Source organism: Methylobacterium sp. TK26 (genome assembly GCF_055361565.1).
Window position 1 is genome coordinate 4,032,546 of record NZ_CM143965.1, and the last position, 22,544, is coordinate 4,055,089.

The 22,544-nt window shown below is 70.2% G+C and carries 23 protein-coding genes and 1 tRNA gene; 14 read left to right on the top strand and 10 right to left on the bottom strand.

Annotated elements, in window-relative coordinates; genetic code table 11:
- The first annotated feature begins 74 nt into the window (after positions 1–74).
- From ACXJ1Y_RS19660 to ACXJ1Y_RS19675, 4 genes are all read left to right on the top strand, one after another.
- Entirely contained in the window at positions 75–1,934 is a 1,860-nt protein-coding gene (locus ACXJ1Y_RS19660) for an OmpA family protein (RefSeq protein WP_463847780.1), read from the top strand.
- On the top strand, positions 1,931–2,203 hold the full coding sequence (locus tag ACXJ1Y_RS19665) for a hypothetical protein (protein WP_463847781.1): 273 nt from the start codon (positions 1,931–1,933) through the stop codon (positions 2,201–2,203). The genes ACXJ1Y_RS19660 and ACXJ1Y_RS19665 overlap by 4 nt, the downstream gene beginning before the upstream one ends.
- A gap of 64 nt (positions 2,204–2,267) precedes the next feature.
- Positions 2,268–2,909 (top strand): YidB family protein, encoded by a 642-nt coding sequence (locus tag ACXJ1Y_RS19670; RefSeq protein ID WP_463847782.1) that lies wholly within the window; start codon positions 2,268–2,270, stop codon positions 2,907–2,909.
- A gap of 313 nt (positions 2,910–3,222) precedes the next feature.
- Entirely contained in the window at positions 3,223–3,393 is a 171-nt protein-coding gene (locus tag ACXJ1Y_RS19675; RefSeq protein ID WP_463847783.1) for a hypothetical protein, read from the top strand.
- Positions 3,394–3,583: 190 nt separating this feature from the next.
- Here ACXJ1Y_RS19675 and fabF read toward each other — a convergent pair whose 3' ends face one another.
- The 4 genes from fabF to fabD form a co-directional block, all read right to left on the bottom strand.
- Positions 3,584–4,843 carry a beta-ketoacyl-ACP synthase II gene (gene fabF / locus ACXJ1Y_RS19680; RefSeq protein WP_463847784.1) on the bottom strand — a complete coding sequence of 420 codons (1,260 nt, stop codon included), beginning with the start codon at positions 4,841–4,843 and terminating at the stop codon, positions 3,584–3,586.
- Between the two features lie 90 nt (positions 4,844–4,933).
- Positions 4,934–5,173, bottom strand: a complete 240-nt coding sequence (locus ACXJ1Y_RS19685) for an acyl carrier protein (RefSeq protein ID WP_007559070.1) — start codon at positions 5,171–5,173, stop codon at positions 4,934–4,936.
- Positions 5,174–5,449: 276 nt separating this feature from the next.
- Positions 5,450–6,187, bottom strand: coding sequence for a 3-oxoacyl-[acyl-carrier-protein] reductase (fabG, locus tag ACXJ1Y_RS19690; protein ID WP_463847785.1), 738 nt, complete (start codon positions 6,185–6,187; stop codon positions 5,450–5,452).
- Between the two features lie 20 nt (positions 6,188–6,207).
- Complete coding sequence (fabD, locus tag ACXJ1Y_RS19695; RefSeq protein WP_463847786.1) at positions 6,208–7,140, bottom strand: ACP S-malonyltransferase; 933 nt, start codon at positions 7,138–7,140, stop codon at positions 6,208–6,210.
- Positions 7,141–7,320: 180 nt separating this feature from the next.
- Here fabD and ACXJ1Y_RS19700 point away from each other — a divergent pair, with 180 nt between their 5' ends.
- Both ACXJ1Y_RS19700 and ACXJ1Y_RS19705 read left to right on the top strand, forming a co-directional pair.
- Positions 7,321–8,241, top strand: coding sequence for a bestrophin family protein (locus tag ACXJ1Y_RS19700; protein ID WP_463847787.1), 921 nt, complete (start codon positions 7,321–7,323; stop codon positions 8,239–8,241).
- Positions 8,242–8,307: 66 nt separating this feature from the next.
- The gene (locus tag ACXJ1Y_RS19705; protein WP_463847788.1) at positions 8,308–9,663 is read left to right on the top strand and encodes an NAD(P)H-dependent oxidoreductase; all 1,356 of its coding nucleotides are present in this window, start codon (positions 8,308–8,310) and stop codon (positions 9,661–9,663) included.
- A gap of 3 nt (positions 9,664–9,666) precedes the next feature.
- On the opposite strand, the gene ACXJ1Y_RS19710 is transcribed toward ACXJ1Y_RS19705, so the two are convergent.
- The 4 genes from ACXJ1Y_RS19710 to ACXJ1Y_RS19725 all read right to left on the bottom strand — a co-directional run bounded on the left by ACXJ1Y_RS19710 (position 9,667) and on the right by ACXJ1Y_RS19725 (position 12,420).
- Positions 9,667–9,879 carry a hypothetical protein gene (locus ACXJ1Y_RS19710; RefSeq protein WP_243958874.1) on the bottom strand — a complete coding sequence of 71 codons (213 nt, stop codon included), beginning with the start codon at positions 9,877–9,879 and terminating at the stop codon, positions 9,667–9,669.
- A gap of 99 nt (positions 9,880–9,978) precedes the next feature.
- Complete coding sequence (locus tag ACXJ1Y_RS19715) at positions 9,979–11,094, bottom strand: AraC-like ligand-binding domain-containing protein (protein ID WP_463847789.1); 1,116 nt, start codon at positions 11,092–11,094, stop codon at positions 9,979–9,981.
- Positions 11,095–11,226: 132 nt separating this feature from the next.
- A complete protein-coding gene (locus ACXJ1Y_RS19720) occupies positions 11,227–11,994 on the bottom strand; it encodes an FkbM family methyltransferase (RefSeq protein WP_463847790.1) in 768 nt (255 codons plus the stop codon).
- Between the two features lie 348 nt (positions 11,995–12,342).
- Positions 12,343–12,420 (bottom strand) — tRNA-Pro (locus tag ACXJ1Y_RS19725).
- Between the two features lie 186 nt (positions 12,421–12,606).
- Here ACXJ1Y_RS19725 and ACXJ1Y_RS19730 point away from each other — a divergent pair.
- From ACXJ1Y_RS19730 to ACXJ1Y_RS19765, 8 genes are all read left to right on the top strand, one after another.
- Positions 12,607–13,890, top strand: coding sequence for a glycosyltransferase family 4 protein (locus ACXJ1Y_RS19730; protein WP_463850182.1), 1,284 nt, complete (start codon positions 12,607–12,609; stop codon positions 13,888–13,890).
- A gap of 83 nt (positions 13,891–13,973) precedes the next feature.
- Complete coding sequence (locus ACXJ1Y_RS19735; protein WP_463847791.1) at positions 13,974–14,294, top strand: rhodanese-like domain-containing protein; 321 nt, start codon at positions 13,974–13,976, stop codon at positions 14,292–14,294.
- Between the two features lie 106 nt (positions 14,295–14,400).
- The gene (locus ACXJ1Y_RS19740; RefSeq protein WP_463847792.1) at positions 14,401–15,537 is read left to right on the top strand and encodes an efflux RND transporter periplasmic adaptor subunit; all 1,137 of its coding nucleotides are present in this window, start codon (positions 14,401–14,403) and stop codon (positions 15,535–15,537) included.
- A 58-nt stretch (positions 15,538–15,595) separates the two neighbouring features.
- Positions 15,596–18,802, top strand: coding sequence for an efflux RND transporter permease subunit (locus ACXJ1Y_RS19745; protein WP_463847793.1), 3,207 nt, complete (start codon positions 15,596–15,598; stop codon positions 18,800–18,802).
- On the top strand, positions 18,802–19,308 hold the full coding sequence (locus tag ACXJ1Y_RS19750) for a hypothetical protein (RefSeq protein WP_463847794.1): 507 nt from the start codon (positions 18,802–18,804) through the stop codon (positions 19,306–19,308). The genes ACXJ1Y_RS19745 and ACXJ1Y_RS19750 overlap by 1 nt, the downstream gene beginning before the upstream one ends.
- A 9-nt stretch (positions 19,309–19,317) precedes the next feature.
- Complete coding sequence (locus ACXJ1Y_RS19755; protein WP_463847795.1) at positions 19,318–20,094, top strand: lysophospholipid acyltransferase family protein; 777 nt, start codon at positions 19,318–19,320, stop codon at positions 20,092–20,094.
- 113 nt (positions 20,095–20,207) lie between these two features.
- On the top strand, positions 20,208–20,654 hold the full coding sequence (locus ACXJ1Y_RS19760) for a hypothetical protein (RefSeq protein WP_463847796.1): 447 nt from the start codon (positions 20,208–20,210) through the stop codon (positions 20,652–20,654).
- An 86-nt stretch (positions 20,655–20,740) separates the two neighbouring features.
- Complete coding sequence (locus ACXJ1Y_RS19765; protein WP_463847797.1) at positions 20,741–21,853, top strand: DUF2125 domain-containing protein; 1,113 nt, start codon at positions 20,741–20,743, stop codon at positions 21,851–21,853.
- A 9-nt stretch (positions 21,854–21,862) separates the two neighbouring features.
- Here ACXJ1Y_RS19765 and ACXJ1Y_RS19770 read toward each other — a convergent pair whose 3' ends face one another.
- Both ACXJ1Y_RS19770 and ACXJ1Y_RS19775 read right to left on the bottom strand, forming a co-directional pair.
- Positions 21,863–22,258 carry a hypothetical protein gene (locus ACXJ1Y_RS19770; RefSeq protein WP_463850183.1) on the bottom strand — a complete coding sequence of 132 codons (396 nt, stop codon included), beginning with the start codon at positions 22,256–22,258 and terminating at the stop codon, positions 21,863–21,865.
- The gene (locus ACXJ1Y_RS19775) at positions 22,251–22,502 is read right to left on the bottom strand and encodes a prevent-host-death protein (RefSeq protein WP_463847798.1); all 252 of its coding nucleotides are present in this window, start codon (positions 22,500–22,502) and stop codon (positions 22,251–22,253) included. Before ACXJ1Y_RS19775 ends, ACXJ1Y_RS19770 begins: the two co-directional genes overlap by 8 nt.
- Positions 22,503–22,544: the final 42 nt, after the last annotated feature.

Below are 22,544 nucleotides of genomic sequence, written 5' to 3' on the forward strand. Positions count from 1 at the left end.
ACCGTCGCGCCGCCTTCATACTGCCGGAATGGCTTTGTGCTATGGCGGTGCCTCCCCGTAATCGGACCCGATCCGTGCCGCAGACCGAGACGTCCGCCCGAGCCCTGCGCCGCGCCGGCTGGCTCGCCGGCCTGCTGCCGCTGGCCGGGCTCTGGGCCGGCCTCGCCATCTATGCGGCGCCGGGCATCGGCGCGCGGGTCGTCGCCAAGGGCGAAGGCATCGCGGCCACCACCTTCACCAACGGCGAGCCATGGCTGCGGATCGCCGCGCGGGGGCGGGATCTGGTGGCGCAGGGCGAAGCGCCCGACGAGGCCGGGCGGGCCATCGTCCTCGCCCGCCTCGCCGCCCTCGACGGCCCCCGCCGGATCGTCTCGGAGATCGGCCTCGTGGAGACGGCCGCGCCCTTCCAATGGGCCGCGACCTGGACCGGCGGCACGGGCGTGACCCTCGAAGGCAGCCGCCCCGTCGAGATCGGCCGCAAGGCCCTCGAAGTGGAGGTGACGGGGGCCATCGGCGCGGGCACGCCCCTGCGCGATGCCGCCCGCGCGGCGCGGGGCGCGCCCCCGGACTTCTCCGCCGCCGCCACCTTCCTGGCCGCGCGCCTGCCGAGCCTCGCCCCCGGCGCGAAGGCGGTGCTGACCGACACGGTGCTCAGCCTCTCCGGCGAGGCGGTGGACCTCGCCGCCTACGATGCCCTGCGCGCCGCGCTCTCGCGCCCGCCGGACGGGTTCAGCCTCGGCAAGGTCGAAATCCTGCCGCCGCGCATCACCGATTACCGCCTCGCGCTCACCCGCACCGGAACGGGGGCGACACTCAACGGCTACGTCCCCTCCGAGGCCGCCCGCCAGATGGCCCTCGCCATGGCCCGCACCCTCACCGAGGGTGGGCCGGTGGAGGACAGGCTCCAGGCCGCGCGCGGCCTGCCGGGGTCGGTCGATCCGCGGGGCCTCATCGACTTCATGGGCCAACTCGCGGGGCTGATCCAGGCCGGCGAGGTCACGTATGCGGGCGGGGCGGTCTCGGTGAAGGGCGATGCCATCGATCCGCAGGCGATCCCCGAGGCGCAGGCGCTCCAGAAGGAGGGCCGACCGGCCGGCGTCGCCGCCGGCACGGTGACGCTCGCCGCCAAGCCGCTCTCGCCTTACCGGGTGAGCCTGCGCCGCACGCCGGAGGCGCTGACGGTGAGCGGCCACCTGCCCGACGAGGAGGCCCGCCGCCGGGTGCTCGCCGCCCTGCGCCAGCGGGTGTTCCGCGAGCCGGTGATCGACCGCACCCGCCTCGCCGACGGGGCCCCGACGGGTCTCGCGAACGCCCTCGACGGGGCGGCCGTCATGCTTTCCACCCTCGCCACGGGGGAGGCGGTCCTCACCGACAGGAGCCTCTCCCTCACGGGCGAGAGCCTCTATCCCGAGGCCGCCGACCGCGCGCCGAACCGGGTTGCCACCCTGCTGCCCGCCGGCTGGACCGGCGAGGTGGCCGTCTCTGCCAAGGAGGCGGACACGCGGCGCGACGGGGAATCCTGCCGCCAGGGCGTCGCCGCCGCGACTGCCACGGCGGATTGGCGCTTCGCCGTGGGCAGCACGGCCCTGACGCCGGCCTTCTATCCCGGCCTCGATGCCCTGGCCGCCCTGGCCAAGACCTGCCCGGACCTGCGTGTGGCGGTCTCCGGCCCCGCCGACCCGCCGGGCGCCAAACCGCCGCCCACCGAGGAGCCGAAGAAGCCGGCCGAGAAGAAGGTTGGCAAGGCGAAGGCCGAGAAGGCGGCGGAGCCCGCGCCCGAGGCCAAGCCGCCGGAGGAGGAGAATTCCGGCCTCGCCCGGCAGCGGGCGCAGGCCGTGATGGAATACCTGCTGCAGGCGGGGATGCGGCCGGGACAGGTCGCGGCGGGCCCCGACCGGGGCGCCGGCCCCGCGACGGTGGCGCTCGCGCCATGACCCTGCTTCTCACCGCCTTCTGGCCCGGCCTCGCCGGGGCGATCCTGCTCGGCTGCGCCGTGGGATTCCTCTCGGGCTGGCCCGAGAACCGGGCGATCTCCTTGGGCCTCGCCGGGCTCGCCCTGGTGCTGCTGTTGCTCGCCGCCGCCCAGGCTTTGCCCGGTCTGCCCGGCCTCTGGCTCGAAGGGGCGGCCCTGATGCTGCCCCTCTACCTCGCGGGGTGCGCGCTGGGCGCGCTGGGGAACCGAACGACCGGCGCGGGACGTTGAACCGCCATCGACCGGCCTTCATGCGCCGGCCTCGGATCGCGACACGCCACGGAGGGAGGCCCCCATGGGCATGCTGGAATCGGTGATCGGTGGCGTCCTTGGGCAGGTCTTCGGCGGCCGCCAGGGCGGGATGTCGCCCGTGGTGAAGGCGCTGCTGATGCTGCTCCTCGCCAAGGGCGCCAGCGGCGGCTTCGGCGACATCTTCGGCCGGGGGCACCAGGGCGAGCCCGGCCCGGAGGCTGACCGCACCGGCACCCGCCCGCCTCAGCCGATGCCGCGCGACGAGCCCGGCGATATCGGCGGGTTCGACCAGTATGGCGGGCGCCGCAACACCGGCCCCTCGGCGGACGGGCCGGTCGATGACTCGCTCCCCGGCAGCGGCTTCGACGACCTGTCGGGGATGCTCGGCGGCGGTGGTGGCGGTGGCGGAAGTCAGGCCCGCCCCGACCCGGAGGAAGTCGGCGGCCTCGGCCCCCTGGTGGACCGCTTCCGCAATGCCGGGCTCGGCGACGTGATCGGCTCGTGGATCGGCCATGGGGCCAACCATGCCATCGATCCGGACCAGCTCGCCCATGCGCTCGGCGGCGACACCGTCGCGACGCTCGAGCGGGAAACCGGCATGGACCGCTCGGCGCTGCTCGGCGAGCTGTCGCGGGCCCTGCCCGAGGTGGTGCACCGCCTGACGCCCGAAGGGCGGGTGCCCTAAGACCCCTGCCTTCTCCTGGGACCAAATGCCCCCCAGCCCCTTGACCGCCGACACGGCCGGCGGCCAAGTGGCGGATGGGGCGGTACGCGCCGCCCTGGGGTTGGGAAGCCCCTCCTAAGCGGTTTTGGCGCCGGCTGTTACGGCGCCATGTTCCTTGACCATGCGGTCGGGGAGCCGACGACGTATGTCCAGGCGCTCCGGTGCTAAAGGTCGTAGGAGCCGTCTTAGGCGGTTTTCCCACTCCCCGACTATGGGTGGTCCGAGGCTCGTCAGCGGGGGCGTACCGCGGACACGGGCCTGCCGGGAGTTGAGGATGTCCGAACTCGCCGAAACCAGGGAGCGGCTGGCGCTGCTCCGCGTCACCGTCGAGGCCCTGCCCGACGCATGGCCGACCGATCCCCTCCACCGCCGCTCCCGGGCGATGCTCATGCAGCTCATGACGCTGCTGACGAAACCGGCCGAGCGTCCCGCGCGGCGGATGTGAAGGCAACCTGCCCCTTCCAGCCCTGTCCCTCATCCTCAGGTGCGGCGGCAGCCGCCTCGAAGGAGGGGGCCAGTCAGCGCGCGATTCCTGGAGGCCTCCTTCGAGGCCTCTTCGCGGCACCTCAGGATGAGGGGGAGGATGGGAGTGTGGGAGGATGGAAACCCTTTCCGTCCTCCGTGCGGCGCCCCCCTCAGACCCGGCGCATCACCAGCGAGGCGTTCGTCCCGCCGAAGCCGAAGGAGTTCGACAGGGCGATGTCCACGCGCTTGCGCTTGGCCTCGTGCGGCACGAGGTCGATCTTCGTCTCGACGCTCGGGTTGTCGAGGTTCAGCGTCGGCGGGATCACGCCGTCGCGGATCGTGAGGACCGAGAAGATCGCCTCCACCGCGCCGGCCGCGCCGAGGAGGTGGCCCACCGCGCTCTTGGTGGAGGACATCGTCGCCTTGGCCGCGCCGCCGCCGAGGAGGCGTTCCACCGCCTTCAGCTCCAGCTCGTCGCCCATGGGCGTCGAGGTGCCGTGGGCGTTGATGTAATCGATCTCGGCCGGGTCGATCCCCGCCCGCTTCACGGCCGCCGTCATGCAGCGGAAGGCGCCGTCCCCGTCCGGGGAGGGGGAGGTGATGTGGTAGGCATCGCCCGAGAGGCCGTAGCCGACGATCTCGGCGTAGATCTTCGCGCCGCGCGCCTTGGCGTGCTCGTATTCCTCCAGCACCACGATGCCCGCGCCTTCGCCCATCACGAAGCCGTCGCGGTCCTTGTCGTAGGGGCGGGAGGCCTTCTCCGGGGCGTCGTTGAAGCCGGTGGAGAGGGCGCGGCAGGCCGAGAAGCCCGCGATGGACAGGCGGTTCACGGGCGATTCGGCGCCGCCCGCCACCATCACGTCGGCATCGCCCAGCGCGATCAGGCGGCTCGCGTCGCCGATGGCGTGCGCGCCGGTCGAGCAGGCCGTGACCACCGCGTGGTTCGGGCCCTTCAGCCCGTGCTTGATCGAGACCTGGCCCGAGGCGAGGTTGATGATGCGGCCGGGGATGAAGAACGGCGAGATGCGGCGCGGCCCCTTGTCGTGCAGGGTCACGGAGGCGTCGTAGATGCCGCCGATGCCGCCGATGCCGGAGCCGATCAGCACGCCCGTGGCGCAGCGGTCTTCCTCGTCGGTCGGGTGCCAGTTCGCGTCGGCCAGCGCCTCGTCGGCCGCCGCCACCGCGTAGACGATGAACGGATCGACCTTGCGCTGTTCCTTGGGATCCATCGCGGCGTCGGGGTTGAACGAGCCGTCCGACCCGTCGCCGAAGGGGATCTGGCAGGCGATCCGGCACGGCAGGTCGGCCGATTCGAAGCCGCGGATCGTCCCGGCCCCGCTATCCCCCGCGATCAGGCGGCTCCAGGTGTGCTCCACCCCGCTGCCCAGCGGCGTGACCATCCCCAGACCCGTGACCACAACCCGCCGCATCGATTCCGTCCCGTCAGTCCTTCAAAAACGAACAACGGCGCGGGGGCGAAACCGCCTCATCCGCGCCGCGTGAAAACTCGCGTCGGCCCCTCAGGCGGCCGAGTTCTTCTCCAGGAACTTCACCGCGTCCCCGACCGTCTGGATGGTCTCGGCGGCGTCGTCCGGGATTTCGACGTTGAACTCTTCCTCGAAGGCCATGACCAGCTCGACGGTGTCGAGGCTGTCGGCACCGAGGTCGTCGATGAAGTTGGCGCTCTCGACCACCTTCTCGGGCTCCACGCCCAGGTGCTCGACAACGATCTTCTTCACGCGCTCAGCGATATCGCTCATCGGTCTTGCGTCCTCGTCCTTGCTGGTCTCTGTCGCGTCTTCTTGTGTGCCGTGGCTCACCTTGCCTGAGGGCACTGGAGAGCCGGTGTCCGATCGCGCGTGTTTCGAGGTGAACCGGGTTAGCCCCGATGCAGGGGCTTTGGACTGAAAACCCGCTTAACCGTCAACCCCCTGTACGGCTAAAGCGGGTGGTAGCACAGGGTTCCGGCGCTGGCGAGAGGCCGTTCACAAACCGTTCAGAGGTGTGGTTTTTCAGTGCCTTGACCCCGTTTCGGGTCAGATCATCGCCATGCCGCCATTCACATGCAATGTTTGGCCGGTGACATAGCCCGCCTCCGCAGAAGCGAGGTAAAGCGCCGCCGCCGCCACTTCCGCGCCCTCGCCGAGGCGCCCCGCCGGCACGCGGGTGAGGATGCCCTCGCGCTGCTTCTCGTTGAGCGCGTCGGTCATCGGCGAGGCGATGAAGCCCGGCGCGATGCAGTTCACGGTGATCCCGCGCGAGGCGACCTCGCCCGCCAGCGCCTTGGTGAGGCCCACGAGCCCGGCCTTCGCGGCGGCGTAGTTGCCCTGGCCGGGGTTGCCGGTGGTACCGACCACCGAGCCGATGCCGATGATCCGGCCGTACCGGCGGCGCATCATGCCCTTCACGGCCGCCCGCGACAGGCGGAAGGCGGCGGTGAGGTTCACGGCGATCACCGAATCCCACTCCTCGTCCTTCATCCGCATGAAGAGGTTGTCGCGGGTGATGCCGGCGTTGTTCACGAGGATGTCGAGCGGACCGATCGCCGCCTCGGCGGCGGGCACCAGCGCCTCGACGGAGGCGGTGTCGGCGAGGTTCGCGGGCACGATCGCCGTGCGGTCGCCGAGTTCCGCCGCCAGGGCCTCCAGCGCCTCGGCGCGGGTGCCCGACAGGGCGACCGTGGCGCCCGCCGCGTGCAGGCCGCGGGCGATGGCGCCGCCGAGGCCGCCGGTCGCGCCGGTGACGAGGGCCTTCCGGCCGGTCAGATCGAACATGGGTCGGGTTCCGTTCGTGATCAGAGCGCGAAGGCGGCGACGTCGGCCGGGGTGCCGACCGACAGGGCCTGCGCGCCGGGGGCGATGCGCTTGACGAGGCCGGCGAGGACCTTGCCCGCGCCGAGTTCGATGAAGCGGTCCACGCCGGATCCGGCCATGGCGGCGATGCTCTCGCGCCAGCGGACGGTGCCCGTGACCTGCTCCACCAGGGCGGCGCGGATCTCGTCCGGCCCGCCGACCGGCGCGGCGGTGACGTTGGCGTAGAGGGGCACGCGGGGGGCGCTCAGCTCCACCGCCGCCAGGGCCTGCGACATCCGCATGGCGGCCGGGGCCATCAGGCGGCAATGGAACGGCGCGGAGACGTTGAGCATCACCGCGCGCTTGATCCCCTTGCCGGAGGCCAGGGCGACCGCCCGCTCGACGGCGGCGCGGCTGCCGGAGAGCACCACCTGCCCGCCGCCATTGTCGTTGGCGACGTCGCAGACCTCGCCCTGCGCCGCCTCCTCGGCCAGCGCGTGGGCGGCGGCAAGATCGGTGCCGATCAGCGCCGCCATGGCCCCGGCGCCGGGGGGCATCGCCGCCTGCATCGCCTCGCCCCGGACGCGCAGCAGGCGCGCGGCGTCGGCGATGGAGAGGGAGCCGGCGGCGGCGAGCGCCGCGTATTCGCCGAGCGAATGGCCGGCGACGCAGGATACGTCCCGCGTCAGGTCCAGGCCCTTCTCGGCCTCCAGCACCCGCAGCGCCGCGAGGCTCGCGGCCATCAGGGCCGGCTGGGCGTTGGCGGTGAGGGTCAGCTCGTCGGCTGGACCCTCGGCCATCAGGTGCGAGAGCTTCTGGTTCAGGGCGTCGTCGACCTCGTCGAGCACCGCCCGCGCCTGCGGGAATGCCGCCGCCAGATCCTTGGCCATGCCCACGGCCTGGCTGCCCTGGCCCGGAAAGATGAGTGCGCGCATTCCAGCCGCGACGCCCAGCGCCGCCCTCTCCGGGGTGCCCCTCCCGGCGCGGCGGAGACCCCTCGTTAACGAAGGCGGCGCAGTCGCACCCGTTGCGGCGCGTTGTCAACAACGCGCCGCACAATCGTGTCCTTTGCGGAAGAGGCTGCCAAGCGCCCGCGCCCGTGGCACAGAGCGGGCATGATCGTTCGCCCGCGCCCCACGCTCATCACCGTCCTGTTCGCCCTGCGTGGCTCGATCCTGCCGCAGGTGGCGCCGACGGTGATCGGGATCACCGCGTTCTCGGTGGTGGTCGTCGCGGCCGAGCAGCGCTGGCCCTGGGCCTTCCCCGTCACCGCCGGGGTCGGGCCGTTCACGCTGATCGGCCTCGCCCTGTCGATCTTCCTCAGCTTCCGCAACAACGCCTGCTACGACCGCTGGTGGGAGGCGCGGAAGGTCTGGGGCTCGCTCATCGTGGAGACGCGGGGGCTCGCCCGCACCGTCCCCGCCCTGCTGCCGGGGGAGGATCACGCCGCCTTGCGCCGGGCGAGCCTCCTGCGGGTGCTCGCCTTCACCAGCGCCCTCCATGCCTCTCTCCGCGACGGGGATGAGTCACAGGCCGCCGCCGCGTGGCTGAGCGAGGACGAGGCCGCCGCCCTGCGCGACCGGCCGAGCCCCGTGGACGCCACCCTCCGGCCGCTCCTCGGCGACCTCGCGGCGGCGATGCGGGCGGGGGCGATCACCGACGTGCTGTTCGGCCTGCTCGAACGGAAGGTCTCCGACCTCTGCGCGATCCAGACCGCCTGCGAGCGCATCCGCCACACGCCCGTGCCCTTCGCCTACACGCTCCTCGTCTACCGGACAGCGTGGCTCTACTGCCTATTCCTGCCGGTGGGGCTGTCCGGCTCGCTGGGCTGGGCGACGCCCTTCGCCGTGGCGCTGGTCGCCTACACGTTCTTCGGCCTCGACGCCCTCGGCGACGAGTTGGAGGAGCCCTTCGGCACGGCGCCCAACGACCTGCCCCTCGACGCGATGCTGCGCATCGCCGAGCGCACCGTCCTCGACGCCTTGGGCGACCCGCTGCCGCCCCCGGTGGCGGCCGACCGTTACTGGTTGCGCTGACCGGCGCTCTTGCTCCCCGTCCCGGATCGTGCTGCACCGTTCGGCAAAAATCCGGGAGGAGAGGCCATGTCGTTGTTCGCGCAGTTGCAGCGTCGCGCGCAGGAGAAGCGGCCCGTCCGCGTGGGGCTGATCGGGGCCGGCAAGTTCGGCTCGATGTATCTCTCGCAGGCGCCGCGCACCCCCGGCATCCACCTCGTCGCGGTGGCCGACCTCTCGCCGCCGCGCGCCATGGATTCCCTCCGCCGGGTCGGCTGGGCCGACGAGCGGTTCGGGGCCGCGAGCCTCGAACAGGCGTCCCGCGAGGGCACGACCTGCGTGACCGACGACGCGGACGGGATGATCGCCAGCCCGTTCATCGACATCGTCATCGACGCCACCGGCAGCCCGGCGGCGGGCATCCACCACGTCCTCAAGGCCTGCGAGCACCGCAAGCACGTGGTGATGGTCAACGTCGAGGCCGACGTCCTCGCCGGACCCTACCTCGCCCGGAAGGCCGCCGAAGCGGGCATCCTCTACAGCATGGCCTCCGGCGACCAGCCCGCGCTCATCGCCGAACTGGTCGATTGGGCGCGCACCATCGGGCTCGAGGTCGTCTGCGCCGGCAAGGGCACGAAGTACCTGCCGGTCTACCACGCCTCCACCCCCGACACGGTGTGGGGCCATTACGGCTTCACCGACGAGCAGGTGGCCGGCGGCGACTTCAACCGCCAGATGTTCAACTCCTTCCTCGACGGCACCAAGTCGGCGCTGGAGATGGCGGCGGTGGCCAATGCCTGCGGCCTCACGCCCCCGCGCGACGGCCTCGCCTTCCCGGCCTGCGGCGTGGACGACCTGCCGACCCTGCTGCGGCCGGTCTCCGACGGCGGCATCCTCGCCGAGAAGGGGACGGTGGAGGTCGTCTCGTCCCTCGAACGGGACGGGCGCCCGGTGTTCCGCGACCTGCGCTGGGGCGTCTACGCGGTGTTCGAGGCGCCGAGCCGCTACGTCGCGGATTGCTTCGCGCAATACGGGCTGAAGACCGACAGCACCGGCCGCTACGCCGCGACCTACAAGCCCTATCACCTGATCGGGCTGGAGCTCGGCCTCTCGGTCGCCTCCATCGCGATCCGGGGCGAAGCGACGGGGGCCACCACCGCATGGCGCGGCGACGTGGCCGCCACCGCCAAGCGCGCCCTGAAGGCCGGCGAGAGGCTCGACGGCGAGGGCGGCTTCACCGTCTACGGCAAGCTGATGCCCGCCGCCGACGCGCTGGCGCAGGACGCCCTGCCGATCGGCCTCGCCCACAACATGGTGCTGCGGAACGACGTCCCGGCCGGGCGCCCCGTGCGCTGGAGCGATGTGAGCTACGACGAGGGCCAGGAGGCGATCCGCGTCCGCCGGGACATGGAAGCCCTGTTCCGAGGCGAACTCGACGCGGCCTGAGCGCTATTGCTGCCAGCGGTAGATGTCGAACACGCTGCGCTTGGTGCGGAACCAGCGGCGCCCGGTCTCGGGATCGTGCCCGTTGGCTCGGAACGACTTGGCGAGCCGCCGCACGAGGCGGTTCGCCAGCGACACGCTGTCGATGTCGTAGGCGATCAGTTCGGGAGGCCGCGTGGTTTCAGCCTTCCGTTCGCGGATGAAGATCGAATGAGGCATGGGCTTCACCGGTTGTGTGCTGCCGATACCTGTCAACGATCAGCTTATCCCATTGTTCATTATCAACGAAACTGCGGTTAATACATAAAAATTGCTGTCTTAATTCTCGGAGCGACCGTAGGGCGCGGCCATGCCGCGCATCCAGCGCGACAGCACCGAGCGCGGCGTCTGCGGGTCGTCGGGGCTGGCGCTGCGGGGCAATTGCGCCACCGCGCGGGCCATCTTGGGGGTGATGCCGTAGGCGGCCTTGAAGGCGCGGTGGAAGCTCGCTTCCGCGCCCAGCTGCCAGCGCCCGGCCACATCCTTCGCCCGCGCGCCGGGCGCGGTGAGATCAAAGAAGGCCCGGTGCAGGCGGCGGCTGCGGATATAGGCCTCGACGCCCCCGTGCGGGGCGAAGAGCCGGTAGAGCACGGAGCGCGACAGGCCGAGCTGGCGCAGGATGCTCTCGCCCGACAATTCCGCATCGCCGAGCCGCGCCTCGATATGCTGCTTGATGCGGATGAGCCGGTCGCCTTCCCCGGCGGTGCCGGCGCCCTGGTCGGCGCGCTGTAATTCGGCCCGCAGGCAGGCGGTGATGAGACCGATGGAGGCCTCCACGGCCATCTCGCACTCGGTCTGCATCATGGAGGGGGCGACCTCCAGCAGGGCTTGGAGGTGGCGCCCGATCAGCGCCCCCGCGACTTCGGTCCCCGGGATGACCAGCCCGTGAAGCGCTTCGAGGCTCGGCAGGTGGGCCGCCAGCTTGGGGCGGGGGATCACCATCGTCACGTTTTCGAAGGCGCTCGCCCGCGTGTCGAGGGTCTGGGCGAGATCGAACAGGCAGATGTCGCCGGGCTGCACCCGCATCGCCCGCTGGCCGGCGACGCCCTCGAAGCCGCCACGGACGTAGAGCTGCAGGATGATGTGATCGACGTTGCTGCGCGCGATGGTGTCGACCGTCCGCCGGAAGCGCTGGCCGCTCGCCCGCGTCGTGCCGAGGAGCACCGACCCGAGGGCGAAGCTGGTGAGGTCGGCGCGGAACGGGCCTGGCTCGCCCAGCGCCAGGTCCTCGACATCGAAGAGCGTGCCGACCGCCTCGCGCCACACGCCGGCATTGTCCTCGGGCGAGAGGGATTCGGCCTGGAAGCCGAAACGCGGAACGAGATCGCTGACCCTGACGGCATCGGCGTCGATGACCGACCTGTTCCGCGACGACGGCCCCGATTCCCTGGCCATGCCCCTTCCCGATCCCGCCTGCCGCCCCTGCGGCGGATGGCCAGTCATGGCCGAGCGTCGCCGGCTTGGCTACTGGCAGGCCGTTCGACGCCGGAGGGGCGGGATCGAATTCCCTTCTACCGAAGTGGTGTTCTAGTTCGGCCTGCTGGCGAACAGCATCGGGTATTTGTTCGATACGATGAAGCCGAAATCGGTGAGCTTGTCGACGATCTCCCTGTCGCTATGCCCGTCGATCGTGTGAAGCTCCATCGCGATCTGGCGCACGTTCTTCATCGTGTCGCGGTCGAGGGCCGTGAAGATATCGTACTCGGCGCCCTCGCAATCGATTTTCAGGAGAGCGACCGGGCGATCGAGCGAACGCAGGATGGTGACGATGCCGGCGGCCTTCACCGTGAACGGTCGGACATCGTTGCTCTCGCGCTGGTCGATGTTCGAGAACATCGTGGTGAGCGACGAGCGTTCCTGCAGCAGCAGAACGATCTCGCCGTCGTGGCCGCAGACCGCTTCGTTGCGCACATCGATGTTGGACAGCGCGTTGATGGCGACATTGTGCTTGAGACGTTCGCACACGTCGGGATTGGGCTCGAACGCGATGACCCGCCCGGTCCGCCCGACCTTCTTGGACGCCAGGACCGCGAAAGACCCGAAGTTGGCACCGATATCGATGACGGTGTCGCCTTCACTGAGGGATATTCCATCAGAGAAGTAATCCTCGCGGATCACATTCTCATAGAGCGTATACCACTCATGCGTATTGGCCTGAATTTCGAAGCTGATGCCGCGACACTCGGCTCGATAGTTAGCGCGCTTCACTCGCATCAGGTCGAGGATGAGTGGCATCGGTTCTGAGCTGGCCGCGAAGATAGCCCGGATCTGCTCAAACTTTGCGATAATGTTCATCAGCAAATATCTTGGCGACCGAATTGATCATTTCGCCTCGTGGGGCGAAATGTATCGATCATGATAACTTGGTATCCGCGCGGCGCGCAATCACTTTTGCCGCGTCGATAAAGTCACGCAGCGATTCCGCTTGAAGCTTGACTGTTGGGATCGCAGGGCCGTGCCGAGACCGAATTAGCCGGCAAAAAGCCACGACTGGGGAACGCTTTCGCGGTTCGATAAGGTCTGGAAAGATCAGATGGCCCGTGCGAGCGATTGCGAGAGGCACGGGAAGCAAGATCGCAGACCAAGTCTTGCGGGCCGAACAATCACCGATCTGACATCAGGTGATTGTTTCGGGTCGCAAAATGGTCGGAGTGGCGGGATTCGAACCCACGACCCCTAGTCCCCCAGACTAGTGCGCTAACCGGGCTGCGCTACACTCCGACGCCCCGAAGGGTTCGCGCTCTTAGCGTCTCCGCGCCGGGCAAGGCAAGCCCTGAAATGCATGGGACGGCGCATCGGCCACAACCGGTGGCGCGGAGGGCACCCCCGGCGCTGGTCCCGCGCGGCCGGGGCGGGTAGGCAGAAGCCCGCTCTCCCGGCACGCGAGGCTACGCACCCATCGTGACGATCCAGCGCCCCACCGCCTTCGACCTCACCCGCCTCGTCACCCGGCTGCGCCACGCGAGCCCGTCCGGGATCGACCGGGTCGATCTCGCCTACGCGCACGCGTTCCTCGGCCGCCGGGAGGACGGCGTCGGCGTGGTCTCCACGGCGTTCGGCCCCCGCGTGCTCCCGCGCGAGGAGGCACTGTCCATCGTGGCGGCGGTGGAGGCGGGCTGGATCGAGGACCGCCCGGCGGAGGACGATCCCGCCTATCGCCGGCTCGCCGCGCGCCTCGGGGCCCCGGTGCCGGGCGAGGCGCGGGAACCGGCCGGCAAGCCGGGCTCCGCCGCGCGGGACCGGCGGCTCATCCAGGCCCGCACCGTGGCGCGGATCCTCGCCCGGTCCCGGTCCATCGCGGCCCTGCCGCGCGACAGCCTCTACCTCCACACCTCGCATCTGCGGCTCGACAGGCCCGGCCGGTTCGATTGGCTCTACGACCGGCGGGACGTGCGGGCGGCCTTCTTCGTCCACGACGTCATCCCGATCAGCCATCCCGAATATGGCCGCGCGGGCGAGGCCGCCCGGCACGAGGTCCGGATGCGCACCGTGGGGCGGCACGCGGCGGCGATCCTCGTCAATTCCGAGGATACGGGGCGTCGCACGCTCGCCCTCCTCGATGCGTGGCGCTTTCCGCGCCCGCCCGTCGCGGTGGGACATCTCGGTGTCGAGCCGGCCTTCGGGCGGGAGGGGCCGCGCCTTCATCCGCCCCGGCCGACCTTCCTCGCCTGCGGCACCATCGAATCGCGCAAGAACCACCTCCTGCTGTTCCAGCTCTGGCGGGTGCTGGCGGAGCGGCACGGGGCGGCGACGCCCCGGCTCGTCGTGGTCGGGCGGCGGGGCTGGGAGGCCGAGAGCGCCATCGACATGCTGGAACGCTGCCCCGGCGTGACGGCTCATGTCATCGAGGCCTCCGGCCTCTCGACCCATGGTCTCGCGGCGCTGATGCGCTCCTGCACGGCCCTGCTGATGCCCTCCTTCACCGAAGGCTACGGCATCCCGGTGGTCGAGGCCGCCGCCTCGGGGCTGCCGGTGGTCGCCTCCGACATCCCGGCCCACCGGGAGATTGCGGAGGGCCTCGCCCAATTCCACGATCCCCTCGACGGGCCGGGCTGGCTCGCCTCGGTGGAGCGTCTGATGGAGGCGGACTCGCCCCTGCGGGCGGATCTCGCCGCACGCCTCGACGGATACCGGCCGCCCGACTGGTCCGGGCACTTCGCGGCGGTGGGGCCGACCCTGGCCGCCCTGTGACGCCGCGCGAGTTGCGTCGCCGGCCCCTGACGAATATGAAAAAGCGTCAGCGTCACGGATGAGACGCGCCGGAGCGACGTCGGATGAAGGTGGTCGACCTCGATCGTGAGACGGTCAAGCAGGGTCTCGCGGATGGGTCGATCCTGGTGATCGACGTACGCGAGTCGCACGAATACGAGGCGGGCCATATTCCCGGCAGCGTCTCCCATCCCCTCTCGGACTTCGACCCCGCCGCCCTCGCCGAACTGGTGCGGAACGATGGGCGCAGGCCCGTCCTGTCCTGCGCGGCGGGCGTCCGCTCCGTGCAGGCCATGGCCGTGGCGCAGAGGGCGGGACTCGACTTCTCCGAGCACTATCGGGGCGGATTCAAGGATTGGTATTCGGCGGGCGAGGATATCGCCTAGAGTTTCCTGAACGTCCGTGATGCGAACACCGTGATGTGTGGTTGCGCACGGGCGTTTTGGCCGGCGCGGGAGTAGCGCGCCATTGCCAAGGGACCCCAAAAGAACGATGCGCAGCCGGCTCGCACGCACTCTCTCGCTCTTCGTCGGCTTTGCCGCGGCAGCGACGTCCGCCCTCGCCCAGGCTCCGGGCGGCCCCCCGCCCAAGGTGACGGTGGCCAAGCCCGTCGTCCGCGAGATCGTGGAGAAGGACCAGTATACCGGCCGCTTCGACCCGGTTGAGTATGTCGAGGTCCGCGCCCGCGTGACCGGCTACTTGGAGAAGATCAACTTCCTGGACGGCCAGACGGTGAAGAAGGGCGACGTGCTCTTCGTCATCGACAGGCGGCCCTACAAGGCGGCTTTGGAGCAGGCCCAGGCGGCTCTCTCCTCGGCCAAGGCGCGGCAGAACTTCTCCGTCACGGATCTCGAGCGCGCCCAGACGCTCTCGCGTAGCGGCAACATCTCCGAGCAGGTCACGGACCAGCGCCGGCAGGCGTCGCTGACCGCGCAGGCCGACGTCGACAGCGCCCAGGCCGCCCTCGACAACGCGCAGCTGAACTACAACTTCACCGAGGTGAAGTCGCCCATCGACGGCCGGATCAGCCAGCGTCTCGTCACCGAGGGCAACATCGTCATCACCGACCAGACGATGCTGACGACCATCGTGTCCCTCGATCCGATCTATTTCAGCTTCACCGTCGATGAGAAGTCGTTCCTGAAGTATCAGGGCTCGCTCGGCATCGGCATGGGCCAGACCCAGCGGGGCAAGGGCGTGCCGATCCTGATCGCCCTCTCGGGCGAGGCGAAGCCGACCCGCAAGGGCACGTTGGACTTCGTGGACAACCGGGTCGACACCGCCACCGGCACGGTGCTGCTGCGCGCGACGGTCGAGAACGCCGACAAGTTCATCAAGCCCGGCCTGTTCGGCATCGTCTCGATGCCGGCGACGAAGCCCGCCCAGGGGGTGCTGCTGCCCGACGAGGCGGTGGCGGCCAACCAGGACAAGCGGATCGTCTACGTCCTGGGGCCGGACAACGTGATCCAGCAGCGGGATGTGAAGCTCGGGCCGAAGGTCGACGGCTACCGGGTGATCCAGGACGGCCTGAAGGGCGACGAGCAGGTGGTGGTGAACGGCCTGACCCGGGTCCGCCCCGGCGTGAAGGTCGCGCCGGAGACCACCGAACTGCCGCCGAGCAAGACCTGAAACGGGACGAGGCGCCGCGGGCCCGCAGGGGCCGCTGCTTCTCCATGAGGTTCGACCGATGCGTTTCGCCCACTTCTTCGTCGACCGGCCGATCTTCGCGTCCGTCACGTCGATCGTCTTCCTGATCCTGGGCTTCGTCGCCTACGAGACGCTGCCGGTCTCGCAATATCCCGAGATCGTCCCGCCGACCGTGACCGTGCGCGCCTCCTATCCGGGCGCCAACGCCGAGACCGTGGCCGCGACCATCGCGACCCCGATCGAGCAGGAGGTCAACGGCGTCGACAACATGCTCTACATGACGTCGTTGTCGACCAACGACGGCAACATGCTGCTGACCGTGACCTTCAAGGTCGGCACCAACCTCGATATCGCGAACGTGCTGGTGCAGAACCGCCTGTCGGTGGCCCAGCCGCGCCTGCCGCCGGACGTGCGCAACCTCGGCGTCACCGTGCGCAAGGCCTCGCCCGACCTGATGCTGGTCGTGCACCTGCTCTCGCCGAACAAGACCTACGACCAGAACTACCTCGCCAACTACATCTACCTGAACATCCGCGACGAGCTGCTGCGCCTCGACGGCGTGGGCGACATCACGATCTTCGGCGGCAACGAGTACGCCGAGCGCATCTGGGTCGATCCGAACAAGCTCGCCGCCTACGGCCTGTCCGTCACCGACGTGACGACCGCCCTGCAGGAGCAGAACGTCCAGGTCGCGGCGGGCGCGCTCAACTCGCCGCCGGCCGCGTCGACGGCCGCCTTCCAGCTCGTCGTGCAATCGCAGGCGCGCTTCAAGACGCCGGAAGAGTTCGCGGACGTCATCATCAAGGCGCAGAACGGGCGCCTCGTGCGGGTGAAGGACATCGCCCGCGTCGAGATGGGCCAGAAGGACTACACGACCAACTCGTTCCTGAACGACACGCCGGCCGTGGGCATCGGCGCCTTCCAGCGGCCGGGCACCAACGCCCTCGACGCCGCCGCGTCGGTCAAGAAGGTGATGGAGCAGGTCAAGAAGAACTTCCCGCCGGACGTCGAGTACCGCATCGCCTACAACCCGACCGAGTTCATCGAGGAATCGATCCAGGAGGTCTACAAGACCCTCTACGAGGCGGTGGGCCTCGTGGTCATCGTGGTGCTGGTCTTCCTCCAGAGCTGGCGCACGGCGCTCATCCCGGTCATCGCCATCCCCGTGTCGCTCATCGGCACCTTCGCGGCCATGGCGGCCTTCGGCTTCTCGCTGAACAACCTCACCCTGTTCGGGCTGGTGCTCGCCATCGGCATCGTGGTGGACGACGCCATCGTCGTGGTGGAGAACGTCGAGCGCAACATGGCCGAGGGCCTGTCGGCGGGAGACGCGGCCCACAAGACCATGGACGAGGTGGGCGGGGCGGTCATCGCCATCGCCCTGGTGCTGGCGGCGGTGTTCATTCCCACCGCCTTCATCCCCGGCATCTCGGGCCAGTTCTACAAGCAGTTCGCCCTGACGATCGCCGCCTCGACCCTGATCTCGGCGTTCAACTCCCTCACCCTCTCGCCCGCCCTGTGCAAGCTGCTCCTGAAGCCGCACCATGAACGGGCCGAGCCGCGGTTCTTCCTCACGCGGTTCGTGAACTGGCTGGCGAACGGCTTCAACCGCGCCTTCGACGCCACCTCGAACGGCTACGGGCGGGTGATCCGGACGCTCACCGGGGGCGTGGTCGGCCTCGGCGTGATGCTGCTGGTCTATGCCGGCGTGATCTGGGGCACGCTCCACCTCGCGCAGACGACGCCCACGGGCTTCATCCCGGACCAGGACCAGGGCTACCTGATCGGCGTCGTGCAATTGCCCTCGGGCGCCTCCCTCGACCGCACCACCGCCGTGGTGCTGCGGGCGGCGGCGGAGGCGCGCAAGGTCGATGGTGTCACCAACGCTGTGATCATCGCCGGCTTCGACGGCGCGACCTTCACCAACACCACCAACTCGGCGGTCATGTTCCTCACCCTCAAGGGGGCGAAGGAGCGGGCCGAGCACGGGCGCAGCGCGGGCGTGATCACCGGCGACGTGATGAAGGCCACCGCCAACATCGAGGAGGCGCGGGTCATCGTCATCCCGCCGCCGCCGGTGCGCGGCCTCGGCCAGGGCGGCGGCTTCAAGATGCAGATCGAGAGCCGCCAATCCTCCGACATCAACCAGCTGCTCGCCGCGACCGGCGAGATGCTCGCCCAGGCCAACCAGAGCCCGGACGTGACGCGCGTCTTCACCACCTTCGGCAACGACACGCCGCAGCTCTACCTCGACATCGACCGCACCATCGCGCGGATGCTCAACGTGCCGCTGGCCAACGTCTTCTCGTCGTTGCAGGCGGATCTCGGCGGCACCTACGTGAACGACTTCAACACGCTGGGCCGCATCTATCAGGTGCGTCTGCAGGGCGATTCGCAGTTCCGCTCCACCGAGCAGGACATCTCGCAGATCAAGGTCCGGTCCTCGACCGGGGCCCTGGTGCCGATGGGCACGCTCGCCAGCGTGCGCAACGTGAGCGGCCCGCAGATCGTGCAGCGGTTCAACCTGTACTACTCGGTGCCGGTGCAGGGCGTGTCCAAGCCCGGCGTCTCGACCGGTCAGGCGCTCACCGCCATGGAGGAGATCGCCAAGAAGGCCCTGCCGGACGGCTACGCCTACGACTGGACCGAGATCGCCTACCAGCAGAAGGCGGCGAGCGGCACGGCCGGCTACGTCTTCGCGCTGGGCGTGCTCCTCGTCTTCCTCGTGCTGGCGGCGCAATACGAATCCTGGGCCCTGCCGCTGGCGATCCTGCTCGTGGTGCCGACGGGGGTGCTCGCCGCGCTCGGCGGCGTGCAGTTCCGGGGGCAGGACAACAACATCCTCACCCAGATCGGCCTGATCGTGCTCATCGGCCTTGCGGCCAAGAACGCCATCCTGATCGTGGAATTCGCCCACGACATCGAGCAGCGTGAGCATCGCGGGCCGGTCGATGCGGCGGTGGAAGCCTGCCGCCTGCGCCTGCGGCCGATCCTGATGACCGCCTTCGCCTTCATCCTCGGCACCCTGCCGCTGGTGATCGCGACCGGCCCCGGCGCCGAGATGCGCCAAGCGCTCGGCACGGCGGTGTTCTTCGGGATGATCGGCGCGACCTTCTTCGGCCTGTTCCTGACTCCGGTCTTCTACGTGGTGATCCGGCACTTCTCGATCTGGCTCGGCAGCTTCCGCCGCAAGAAGACCGACCACGGCGACCATGGGACGGGAGGGGCCACGCCCGCCCACTCCTGATGCGGCTCCTCGGCCGCATCCTCCTCGGCGGTTTCGCCCTGCTCCTCGCGGTCGTCGCGGGGAGCGTCGCGTTGATGCTCGCCCTCCTGCTCGATCCGGGGGCGAATGCGTGGCTGACGCAGGGCGCGCTCGCCGGCTTCGACGCCGCCTTCGGAGACCTGGCCGCCGGGCTCCCGCCGGAGGGCTTCCTCCTGCTGATGGCGGGGCTCGCCAAGGCGCTGTTCGTGCTGCTCTTCGTGCCGCCCGCCCTCGTCGGCGTGACGGGGGAGGCGCTGGGGCGGCGGGGCCTTCTCTGGTACGGCGGCGGCTGCGGCCTGCTCACGGCGGCCCTGCCCTGGCTGATGCGCGGCTCGCCCCGGCCCGGTGCTGGCGGCCTCGCCGCCGCCGAGGCGCGGCTGACCCTCATCCTGTTCTTCGTCGGCGGCTGCGCCGGGCTGGTCTACTGGCTCGTCGCCGGGCGCAGCGCCGGAAACGCACCCTTGGAAGCCGGGCAGGGGCCGCGCTAAAGGAGGGCGATGCTCGCGCTGCGCTCCCTCGCCTTCAATCTCTGTTTCTACCTCACGACGACGGTGGTCGCGATCGTCGGCCTGCCGGCGCTGGCCACCCGTCCGGGCGTGCTGCGGGTCGCCCGGCTCTGGGGCCGGATCACCCTGTGGTTCCTGCGGGTCGTCGCGCGCACCGAGGTCGAGATCCGGGGCCTGGAGAACATCCCCGAGGGGCCGATCCTGATCGCGGCCAAGCACCAGTCGGCGCTGGAGACCCTGGCCCTCTGCACGGTGTTCCCGCGCTTCGCCTATGTGCTGAAGCGCGAGCTTCTCCTGATCCCGCTGGTGGGCTGGTTCTTCGCGCGGGGCGGCATGGTGGCCATCGACCGTTCCAAGGGCACGCGGGCGATGAGCCTGATGAATTCCGCCGCCGCCGCCGCCATCAAGGACGGGGCGCAACTCATCGTCTTCCCCGAGGGCACCCGCCGGGCGCCGGGGGCGCCCCCCGCCTACAAGCAGGGCATCTCCCATCTCTACACGGCGCTGAACGTGCCCTGCGTGCCGATCGCCCTGAACACCGGCCTGTTCTGGTCGCGCAACAGCTTCGTGCGCCGACCCGGCAAGGCGATCATCGACATCCTGCCGCCCATCGCCCCCGGCCTGCCCCGCGCGGAGTTCCAGGCCCTGATCGAGGAGCGGATCGAGACCGCCTCGAACGCCCTGATGGGAAGCGGCCTCAAGGACCTCGCCGGGGCGGGCTACACGGTCTCGTCACACGAGGCGCCGGCCGCCGCGCCGCGCCGCTGAGACGTCCGCCGCAGGGCCCGTCGGCCTTGTGGATAACTCCCCCGGCACCCATCTTTCGGTCATGGCCACAGCGTCCTTGACGTCTGTGGAAAACACGTTCTAATTGAGAACAAATGACGAACAGACGGGCCCTGTCCTGGTCGGCCGCGCTCCGCGACCTGAAGGACGATCGCTTACGGAGGCAGGACGTGCGTGAGGAACGCTTGAGAACGGCCCAGGGCCTGCGCGGCTCCCCGGCGCTCGCGCTGTCCGCGTGGCGCGGGCGGTCCGGCCGCCGCTACGTGGTCGGCGTCCATCCGGCGGTAGAGTTCGACCCCGACGAGATGTCCGAATCGGTGACCATCGCCGTGCGCCGCGACGCGTCGGGCATCGCGCAGATGGTTTCGGTGGCGAGTTCGGGCGAGAGCCCGCGCGAGCACCTGCGCCGGGTCTGGCTCGACCGGGCCCGCCGCAGCGGCGCGACGGAGCTTCACATCCACCGTCTCGCCGAGGACGAGGGCGAGCGCGGCGCCATCGTGGACGATCTCCGCCCCGAGACGGCCGAGCCCCGTCAGGTCTGACCGGCAGCGCGACGGCCCTTGCGCTGCCGCATTCCGCCGGGATAGGGCCGCGGGCCGGATAATACGGTCCTTGGGGAACGGCGCGCATGACGCAGGGGATGGACGGCCGCAACGGGCCCGCGAGCGACATCGCGCGGACCCGGCGGCGTGGGCGGCTGGGGTTGTTCCTGCCCTACGTCGCCCTGGCCATCCTCGTGGCGGCCTGGTCCGGCGCGTGGTTCTGGATCCGCGGCAAGGCCGAGCACGAGATGGACGCCTGGATGGCCCGCGAGGCCGCCGCCGGGCGGACATGGGCCTGCCAGGACCGCAGCCTCACCGGCTATCCGTTCCGCATCGAACTGCGCTGCGCCGCGCTGACGCTCACCCGCTCCGACGGCAGTTTCCGCCTGGGCCCGACGACGGTGGTGGCGCAGATCTACCAGCCCCGCCTCATCGTGTTCGAGAGCCAGGGGCCGTTCCATGCCGAGCAGGGCGCCCTCACGGGCGACGCGTCGTGGAGCGCGCTCCAGGGCAGCTTCCATGGGGCGAGTGAAGGCTTCACCCGCCTCTCCCTGGTGGTGGACGGGCCGAAGGTCAGCGTCGCGGGCGCCGAGCCGCAGCCGATCACTGTGCAGGGCAAGCACCTCGAACTGCACGCCCGGCCCTCGCCGGCCCGCTACGAGTCGGACGGCGCCGTCGAGGTGAACCTGCAACTCGCCCAGGCCGCGATCCCGAACCTCGACGCCCTGACCGGCAGCGCCGCGCCGGTGGACGCCTCCCTCGACACCACGATCACCCGAGCCACGGTGATCGGCACGGGGGCGGTGCCGCGCGAGCTGGAGACGTGGCGGCAGGCCGGCGGGATACTGGAGATCGGCGCCCTCGCCCTCGCCAAGGGCGACCAGCGCATCCAGGCCCGTGGTCAGGTCGCCCTGGACGAGGCTCACCGCCCGACCGGGCAGATCGACCTCCGCGCGGCCGGCGTCGATGCCCTGATCGGCAGCGTCGTGGGGCAGCGTTTCGGCTCGGAGAAGGGGGCGCTGGTCGGCCAGCTCGTCGGCGGCCTGCTCGGCCTCGGTCGCGGCGCCGCCCGCGCGGAGGAAGCCCCCGCCGGGTCCGGCCCGCCCCTGAAGCCGCTGCCGCCGCTCAAGCTCGTGAACGGGCAGGTGCTGTTCAGCGGCTTCCCGATCCCGAACGTGCGGATTCCGCCGCTGTATTGAGCGGTTGCCTCAGCGCCGCGTCACCGCCCGCAGGCGCCGTGCGCGAGCGACGTCCTTCAGGGTCAGGGCGATCTTGCGCATGAAGCTGGTGCTGAATGCGCCGATCGGCTCCGGCGCTTCGAGGTCGAACGCGTCCGACTCGAGGAAGCGATTATACTCATCGAGGATCAGGAACGACGGAGTGTCGAGGCCGCCGCGCCGACATTCGATCTCCGTGACGGCCAGATAGGCCCTGTCCTCGCCCGGTCGCTGCGAGGTCAGCGGAAAGACGAAGAGGCTCGACGGTTGCGAGGGCGTGCGCACCACGATGCAGGCAGGGCGAAACTTCCGGCCCGTCTCTTCGCCCCGTGCCGCTTCGCGGGCCCAGAGATAACCGTACCGGATCAGGTCGCCCGGCTTAAGCATTCCGAGGCTCGTCCCCGAGGAGGGCGTCCAGGCCGTCCATGAGCTCGTCATGGATCTGGTCGGGTGCGTCCTCCAGGGTGAACGCCGTTTGCCGCGAGCCGCCGGCCAAGGCGCGATAACGGTCGGCGGGAATGATCACGAGTCGCTCCTTGCCGTACTTGGTCAAGGCGACCGGCTCGGACAGGGCGGTTTCGAGGATCTCGCCCGAAAGCCGGTTCATGTCGGAAAAGGAATAGCGCTTCATCCTGGGCTCCCATGATCTACCTAGGTTAGGTAGGTCACGTAG

Bases quoted from the DNA above. Each gene is read 5' to 3' on its own strand.
- ACXJ1Y_RS19775 (WP_463847798.1), bottom strand. From the start codon at position 22,502: ATGAAGCGCTATTCCTTTTCCGACATGAACCGGCTTTCGGGCGAGATC.
- fabD (WP_463847786.1), bottom strand. From the start codon at position 7,140: ATGCGCGCACTCATCTTTCCGGGCCAGGGCAGCCAGGCCGTGGGCATG.
- ACXJ1Y_RS19755 (WP_463847795.1), top strand. From the start codon at position 19,318: ATGCTCGCGCTGCGCTCCCTCGCCTTCAATCTCTGTTTCTACCTCACG.
- ACXJ1Y_RS19765 (WP_463847797.1), top strand. From the start codon at position 20,741: ATGACGCAGGGGATGGACGGCCGCAACGGGCCCGCGAGCGACATCGCG.
- ACXJ1Y_RS19740 (WP_463847792.1), top strand. From the start codon at position 14,401: ATGCGCAGCCGGCTCGCACGCACTCTCTCGCTCTTCGTCGGCTTTGCC.
- ACXJ1Y_RS19760 (WP_463847796.1), top strand. From the start codon at position 20,208: ATGACGAACAGACGGGCCCTGTCCTGGTCGGCCGCGCTCCGCGACCTG.
- ACXJ1Y_RS19735 (WP_463847791.1), top strand. From the start codon at position 13,974: ATGAAGGTGGTCGACCTCGATCGTGAGACGGTCAAGCAGGGTCTCGCG.
- ACXJ1Y_RS19720 (WP_463847790.1), bottom strand. From the start codon at position 11,994: ATGAACATTATCGCAAAGTTTGAGCAGATCCGGGCTATCTTCGCGGCC.
- ACXJ1Y_RS19700 (WP_463847787.1), top strand. From the start codon at position 7,321: ATGATCGTTCGCCCGCGCCCCACGCTCATCACCGTCCTGTTCGCCCTG.
- ACXJ1Y_RS19670 (WP_463847782.1), top strand. From the start codon at position 2,268: ATGGGCATGCTGGAATCGGTGATCGGTGGCGTCCTTGGGCAGGTCTTC.
- ACXJ1Y_RS19705 (WP_463847788.1), top strand. From the start codon at position 8,308: ATGTCGTTGTTCGCGCAGTTGCAGCGTCGCGCGCAGGAGAAGCGGCCC.
- ACXJ1Y_RS19665 (WP_463847781.1), top strand. From the start codon at position 1,931: ATGACCCTGCTTCTCACCGCCTTCTGGCCCGGCCTCGCCGGGGCGATC.
- fabG (WP_463847785.1), bottom strand. From the start codon at position 6,187: ATGTTCGATCTGACCGGCCGGAAGGCCCTCGTCACCGGCGCGACCGGC.
- ACXJ1Y_RS19750 (WP_463847794.1), top strand. From the start codon at position 18,802: ATGCGGCTCCTCGGCCGCATCCTCCTCGGCGGTTTCGCCCTGCTCCTC.
- ACXJ1Y_RS19770 (WP_463850183.1), bottom strand. From the start codon at position 22,258: ATGCTTAAGCCGGGCGACCTGATCCGGTACGGTTATCTCTGGGCCCGC.
- ACXJ1Y_RS19745 (WP_463847793.1), top strand. From the start codon at position 15,596: ATGCGTTTCGCCCACTTCTTCGTCGACCGGCCGATCTTCGCGTCCGTC.
- ACXJ1Y_RS19715 (WP_463847789.1), bottom strand. From the start codon at position 11,094: ATGGCCAGGGAATCGGGGCCGTCGTCGCGGAACAGGTCGGTCATCGAC.
- ACXJ1Y_RS19675 (WP_463847783.1), top strand. From the start codon at position 3,223: ATGTCCGAACTCGCCGAAACCAGGGAGCGGCTGGCGCTGCTCCGCGTC.
- ACXJ1Y_RS19685 (WP_007559070.1), bottom strand. From the start codon at position 5,173: ATGAGCGATATCGCTGAGCGCGTGAAGAAGATCGTTGTCGAGCACCTG.
- fabF (WP_463847784.1), bottom strand. From the start codon at position 4,843: ATGCGGCGGGTTGTGGTCACGGGTCTGGGGATGGTCACGCCGCTGGGC.
- ACXJ1Y_RS19710 (WP_243958874.1), bottom strand. From the start codon at position 9,879: ATGCCTCATTCGATCTTCATCCGCGAACGGAAGGCTGAAACCACGCGG.